Source organism: Streptomyces sp. PA03-3a, from assembly GCF_033792735.1.
Lineage (GTDB): Bacteria > Actinomycetota > Actinomycetes > Streptomycetales > Streptomycetaceae > Actinacidiphila.
Genome location: NZ_JARAVM010000064.1, coordinates 21,669 through 28,248 on the forward strand (window position 1 = coordinate 21,669; position 6,580 = coordinate 28,248).

At 74.4% G+C, this 6,580-nt stretch carries 5 protein-coding genes and 1 pseudogene; 3 read left to right on the top strand and 3 right to left on the bottom strand.

The features are described 5' to 3' along the window. Positions 1-25 precede the first annotated feature (25 nt). From PV342_RS39200 to PV342_RS39210, 3 genes are all read right to left on the bottom strand, one after another. On the bottom strand, positions 26-1,003 hold the full coding sequence (locus PV342_RS39200) for a DNA-3-methyladenine glycosylase family protein (protein ID WP_500320928.1): 978 nt from the start codon (positions 1,001-1,003) through the stop codon (positions 26-28). Between the two features lie 178 nt (positions 1,004-1,181). After that, positions 1,182-2,264 (bottom strand): mannose-1-phosphate guanylyltransferase, encoded by a 1,083-nt coding sequence (gene manB / locus PV342_RS39205; RefSeq protein WP_026251107.1) that lies wholly within the window; start codon positions 2,262-2,264, stop codon positions 1,182-1,184. A 64-nt stretch (positions 2,265-2,328) separates the two neighbouring features. Beyond that, complete coding sequence (locus PV342_RS39210) at positions 2,329-3,987, bottom strand: peptidoglycan recognition protein family protein (RefSeq protein ID WP_500320930.1); 1,659 nt, start codon at positions 3,985-3,987, stop codon at positions 2,329-2,331. 116 nt (positions 3,988-4,103) lie between these two features. On the opposite strand from PV342_RS39210, the gene PV342_RS39215 reads away from it, so the two are divergent. The 3 genes and pseudogenes from PV342_RS39215 to PV342_RS39225 all read left to right on the top strand — a co-directional run. Beyond that, positions 4,104-4,856, top strand: a complete 753-nt coding sequence (locus PV342_RS39215; protein ID WP_361000757.1) for a TIGR03089 family protein — start codon at positions 4,104-4,106, stop codon at positions 4,854-4,856. 130 nt (positions 4,857-4,986) lie between these two features. Beyond that, positions 4,987-6,207, top strand: a complete 1,221-nt coding sequence (locus PV342_RS39220) for an LCP family protein (RefSeq protein WP_500320932.1) — start codon at positions 4,987-4,989, stop codon at positions 6,205-6,207. Positions 6,208-6,327: 120 nt separating this feature from the next. After that, a pseudogene (locus PV342_RS39225) lies at positions 6,328-6,580 on the top strand (LCP family protein); the annotation flags it as partial.

Sequence of the window (6,580 nt, forward strand, 5' to 3'; positions counted from 1 at the left end):
GACCCACGCGCGCCTCGCGGGCTCGTCACAGGGGCACGATGTTGCCCGGGGCCATGCGCGGGGCGCGGCGTGGGGGGCGGCGGCCGGTGAGGAGGATGAGGCGGGCGGCGCGGTGGCGCTGGCCGGCGTAGGGCTCGAGGAGTTCGAGCATGACGGCGTCGTCGGAGCGGTGGGCGCCGGTGAGGGCGTAGCCGACCGTGTGCGGCAGGTGGAGGTCGCCGACCGTGATCGCGTCGGGGTCGCCGTTGCTGCGCTGCAGGGTCTCGGCCGCGGTCCAGGGCCCGATGCCGGGGACGGCCTGGAGACGGGCGAGGGCCTCGGCGGGGGCGAGGTCGGTGGCCTGCTCCATGCGGGCGGCGGCACGGGCGGCCCGGACCGCGGCGGCGGAGCGCTTGCCGTCGACGTTGGCGCGGTGCCACTCCCAGGAGGGGATCATCGCCCAGCCGCGGGCGTCGGGCATGACCCGCATGCGCAGCTCCTCCCCGGGGCCGGGGGCGGGCTCGCCGAAGCGCCACAGCAGGACCCGCCAGGAGCGGTAGGCCTCGTCGGAGGTGACCTTCTGCTCGAGGATCGCCGGGATCAGGGACTCCAGCACCAGACCGGTACGGGTCAGCCGCAGGCCGGGGTTGCGCCGGTGCGCCTCGTGGACGACGCGGTGCCGGGCGGTGAAGGCACCGGGGTCGTCGGCGTCGCCGAGCAGGCCGGGGAGGCGGTCCAGCAGCCACTCGGCGCCCGGGCCCCAGGCCTCGGCCTCGATCTCGCCCCCGGAGGGGCGGGCGATACGCAGGGTTCCGGGGCCCTCGGGGGTGCGCGAGGCGCGGTAGAGCGCGCGGTCGGCGCCGACGCGGAACGCGGGGTCGCCGGGGCCGCGGCGCAGGGGGCCGAGCGTCAGGCCGAGGTCCAGGGGGCCGCGCGGGGCCCAGCGGCGGGTGCGGCCGGGTGTGCGGGGGGCGGGGACGCGGCCGGCCGCGGCGCGGAGGAGTCGGGTCTGCTCGGGGTGCACCCTCCGAGCCTACGGCGTGCCCCGCCGGGCTTCGGGACCTTTCGGGGCCTCCGGGGCTCGGGCTGCCGCGCGGCCGCGCGCTGCGGCACGTCGCTGCGCGGGGCGCGGGTACTGCCGCCGGCCTCGGGTCTCCGGGGGCCGGTGGGCGGCGTGCGCCCACCGGCCGGGCCCGCGGCAGCTACTGGTCGGAGGAGAAGCGGACCGCGCCGTCCGGGATGACCGCGCCGCACCAGATGCGCACGCCGTGCCGCAGTTCGTTGCCGGCGCCGATGTGCGCGGCGTCACCGATGACCGATCCGTGGACGACGGTGCGCTCGCCGATGACCGCGCCGGCGCCGATGAGCGAGTCCACGACGGTCGCGCCGGGGTGGACGACGGCGCCCGCCAGGATCGTGCTGCCCTCGACGACCGCCCCGGCGCCGATGACGGCGCCCGCGGAGACGGCGGTGCCGCCGGTCAGCTTGGCGTCGTCGGCGATCCGGGCGCCCTCCAGGACGAGACGTTCGCCGCAGCGCCCGGGGACGGCCGGGGAGGGCGCGTGGCCGAGGACGAGGTCGGCGGAGCCGCGGACGAAGGCGTGCGGGGTGCCGAGGTCGAGCCAGTACGTGGAGTCGACCATGCCCTGCAGATGGGCGCCGTCGGCGAGCAGCCCGGGGAAGGTCTCGCGCTCGACGGATACGGCGCGGCCGGTCGGGATGGAGTCGATGACGGAACGGTCGAAGACGTAGGCGCCCGCGTTGATCTGGTCGGTGACGATCTCCTCGGGCGTCTCTGGCTTCTCCAGGAACGCGGTGACGCGGCCGGTGGCGTCGGTCGGCACGAGCCCGAAGGCGCGCGGGTCCTCGACCCGGGTCAGGTGGAGGGAGACGTCGGCCCCCGAGTCGCGGTGGGTGGCGACGAGTCCGGCGATGTCGAGGCCGGTGAGGATGTCGCCGTTGAAGACCAGGACCGGGTCGCCGGGCGCGGAGTCCAGGCGGTCGGCGACGTTGCGGATGGCGCCGCCGGTGCCGAGCGGCTCGTCCTCGGTGACGTACTCCAGACGCAGCCCCAGCGCGGACCCGTCGCCGAAGTGCGGCTCGAAGACCTCGGCCAGGTAGGAGGTCGCCAGGACGATGTGCTCGACGCCCGCCGCGCGTGCCCGGGCCAACTGGTGGGTGAGGAACGGGACACCGGCCGCGGGGACCATCGGCTTGGGGGTGTGCACCGTCAGGGGGCGCAGCCTGGTGCCCTTGCCGCCGACCAAGAGGATCGCTTCAGTCACCTGTTTTTGTCTCCGCTTCCTGGCGGGCCGAACGCATGAGCGGCCAATCCTATGCAGGGTGCGATCAGCGGCCCTGGAGCCCCGCCGCGGTGCGGCGGATGATGCCGAGATCGTCGTACAACTCCGTTCCTGGGCATTGCGTGGCGAATCCGTCCCGGTGGCCCGAGATGACGTTCATGCGGACCCGCGTACCCTTCGGGTACCTGTTGCTCCCTCCGGACACCAGATATGTCATGCCCTCCGGGTTGTGGCCGTAAATTCCGAGTTTCCACGCGGCGAGCCCGGCGACGGCCGTCAGGGCCTCGCGGCTGGGCTCGTCCTCGGAGTAGTCGCCGAGCACGGCGATGCCCATGGTGTGCTCGTTGAAGCCGAGGGTGTGCGCGCCGAAGACGGCCTTGGAGACGCCGCCGCTGCGGCCTTCGTAGATGTTTCCGCACTTGTCGACGAGGAAGTTGTAGCCGATGTCGCGCCAGCCGCTGCTCTTGACGTGGTAGCGGTAGATACCGCGGATGACCGAGGGGGAGTCGGCGCACTCGTAGTCGTTGCCGGTCGCGGTGTGGTGGACGAAGATCGCGCTGACGGCGTCGGTCAGCTCCGAGTCCTCGCTGCGCAGTTGCTCGTCGGCGCCCCAGCCGAAGCGGGTGATGATGCGGGGGCGTCCGCCGGTGAAGCGCTGCCCGGTGAGGGCCTCGGTCTGGGAGCGGCTGAGCGCGGGGACGAAGGGGGACTCGACCGGGGTGCCCGAGGTGTCGCCCGGGTCCGCGGCGTTGTCGGTGGTGGTGCCGTCCTGCGGCTGGCGGCCGCCGAGCGGGTAGCCGCCCTCGCTGGGGCCGACACCGTCGAAGGGGTCGACGCCCTCGGAGGGCTCGCCGCCGCCGGAGGGCCCCCCCGGGAACGCGCCGTCGCCCGCGGGGCCGTCTGTCGTACCGTCACCGCGCGGGACGCCGCCCCCGGGGCCGGCGGGGCCGGCGGGGCCGGCGGGGCCGGCGGGGCCGGCGGGGCCGGCGGGGCCGGCGGGGCCGGCGGGGCCGGCGGGGCCGGCGGGGCCGGGGTCCAACGCGGCGTCGGGGTCGAGGTAGCTGCCTCCCAGGTCGCCGCCCGGATCTCCTCCCAGGTCGCCGCCCGGATCTCCGCCCAGCTCCCCGCCGGGCCCGTCACCGAGGCCGTCACCCGGTTCGTCCCCGGGGTCGACCATCTCCAGCCGCAGCCCCTTGGGCAGGCCGGGCTGCACCCCGCGCCTGCCGCCGGAGGGCGCCTCGGGCACGACCCGTACCTCGACCCCGTCGGAACGGCCCACCCATAGCGGGGAGGTCGAGCCGCGCACCGCGCCGGCCGAGCCCTCGGACGAGCCGGCGTCGGGGGCGTCGTCGCTGTGCGCCTCGACGGTGCGCCACTTCGACCAGGTCCCGGTGCCGGTGGCGCGGGTCCTGACCTGGACGGTGCCCCTCAGGTCGGTGCCGACGTCGTCCCAGGTGATGCCGATCATGGAGAACGGCTGCACGGCGCGGGCGCGCAGCCCCTGGGAGAGCGGGGCGCCGACGGCCCGGCCGGACGTGGCGAGCGGGGCCAGCGGGAGGGTTCGGGTGGCGCCGGGGGACGTGTCGGGGGTGGCCGCCCGCACCGGCACGTGAACGGTGGCGGTGGCACCGGAAGGGAAGGCGAGCGGCAGGGCGAGGGCAGCCATGCACGCCGCGGAGATCGACGTCGCAAGAAGTGCACGCATGGGATGAACAGTTACATAAGGCCCCAGAACGCGCAGCCGGGATCTGACGGGCTGTCCTGTTCTGCCGGGTCATCAGCCGCGCCCGAGGCGCCCCCGCCTGACGTAGCCTGGGCCGCGTGACATCGACTGCCCGCACACCCGCCGACCTGCTGCGTTCCGCGCTCTCGGTGGACCCCGCCCGGCCCCTGGTCACCTTCTACGACGACGCCACCGGCGAACGCGTCGAACTGTCGGTGGCCACCTTCGGCAACTGGGTGGCCAAGACCGCCAACCTCATCCAGGACGAACTGGGCGCCCAGCCGGGTGACCGGGCGGCGCTGCTGCTGCCGGCGCACTGGCAGACCGCGGTATGGGTCCTCGCCTGCTTCTCCACCGGCGTGGTCGTGGTGCCCGGGGGCGACCCGGGCCGTGCCGACCTCGTGGTGTCCGGCCCGGACACGCTGGAGGAGGCCCGCGCCTGCTCCGGCGAACGGGTCGCGCTGGCGCTGCGCCCGCTGGGCGGCCGCTTCCCGCAGCCGCCGGAGGGTTTCCTCGACTACGCGGTCGAGGTGCCCTCCCAGGGCGACCGCTTCGTCCCGTACGCGCCGGTGGACCCGGACGCGCCGGCGCTGGAGCTGCCGGGCGGGGAGGAGCTCACCGGCGCGGAGGTGACCGCGCGGGCCCGGACGTCCGCCGCGGCCCTGGGGCTGACGGCCGGGGCGCGGCTGCTGTCGGGCCGGCCGTACGACGACTGGGACGGTCTGGCCGCCGGGTTGCTGGCGCCGCTGGCGGTGGACGCCTCCGTGGTGCTCTGCCGCAATCTGGACCGGCTGCCCCCAGCCGACCTGGACAAACGCCGGGAGAGCGAGCGGGTCACCCACACGGCGTAGCCGACCGCCAGGCCCGCCGTCCCCGGCAGTCTCGGACGGATTTGAACAACTCCGCACAACCGAGGGCGGGATTGAACGGTCTTTATAGGTGACCTGATCATCAGCAGCACCTGTAAGGACGGGCCCGGACGTGACCACGCCAGCCGATTCGCCGGAAGCCGAGGACACCCCTCCCGCCGAGGCCCCGCCGAGGAAGCGCCGCCGCACCTGGCTGCGCGTCCTCGCGGTGGTCGTCTCCCTGGTGCTGCTGGCCGGGGCGGGGGTCTCCTGGTACCTCTACAAGCAGCTCGACGGGAACATCCGGACGGACACGGACACCGCCCACGAACTGATGCGGGTGAAGTCCGAGCGGCCCAAGGTGCTGCCCGAGGCGACCACCGCCGAGAACATCCTGCTGCTGGGTTCGGACAACCGCGGTGACGGCAACGGCAAGTACGGCCAGGACACCGGCACCCAGCGCTCGGACACGGCGATACTGCTGCACCTGGCCGCCGACCGGAAGAGCGCGACGGCGGTCAGCCTGCCGCGCGACCTCATGGTCGACATCCCCTCCTGCCGGCGGCCCGACGGCAGCATGACCAGCCCCCAGCTCGCCCAGTTCAACTGGGCGTTCGAGTTCGGGGGCACGGCCTGCGCGATCCGTACGGTGGAGAAGCTGACCGGGATCCGCGTCGACCACCACCTCGTGGTGGACTTCAACGGCTTCAAGAAGATGGTCGACGCCGTCGACGGCGTCGAGGTCTGCGTCCCGCACGCCGTGCACGACGAGGACGCGCACCTGGACCTGGAGGCCGGCCGGCAGGTGCTGAAGGGTGAGCAGGCCCTCGGGTACGTCCGGGCCCGCAAGGGCATCGGCGACGGCAGCGACACCCAGCGGATGGACCGGCAGCAGCAGTTCCTCGCCTCCCTGGTGCAGAAGGTCGACTCCACGGGGGTGTTGCTCAACCCCGCCAAGCTCTACCCGCTGCTGGACGCCGCGACCTCCTCGCTCACCGCGGACGAGGGCCTCGACTCGCTCGCCGAGCTGTACGAACTGGCGCAGAGCCTGCGCAAGACGCCGACCGACCAGGTGCGTTTCCTCACCGTGCCGCGGCGCCCCTACACAGCCGACCCCAACCGTGACGAACTGGTGCAGCCCGCCGCGGACGACCTGTTCACGACCCTGCGCGAGGACGGGCAGGTGACGGTCGAAGGGGACGAGGACTCCGCTTCGGGCTCCGCCCGCCCGACGGACCGCGGAACCTCCACCGCCCCTCCGGCATCTCCCACACCGTCGAGCCCGGCGAGCGCCTCCCCGTCGTACCGCGGCACCACCGCCGACCGCGATGTGTGTGACGGCAGCGGGGATTGAACAGTTTGTCCAGTTGTAGGGGAGCGTAATTTGTCAGCCGCGGGCGTAGACGCTGAACTGTGGGGTTAGTGTGAGCGATCCGGCCTGTTGCAGCGGCCGAGACGGAGGACTCGATCGACCGTGGACACGCAAGGCCGTAGGCAGCACGTCGACCCGGCGGATCAGTGGGTTTTCGATCCCGAGACGGGCAGCTACCAGTTGCGGCTGGACCCGCCGCAGCAGCCGGAGCGAGGCGTTCCCGCGCAGGGCGCGGGCCGGCGGGCCCAGCGCGTCCAGCCGCAGGGCGGCGGCCGCGCACGGCCGGGCCGTTCCGGCGCCGAGGACGAGGGCCACGGCGCGGTGGGCGGCCGCTCCGCCGACGGCGGCCGTACGG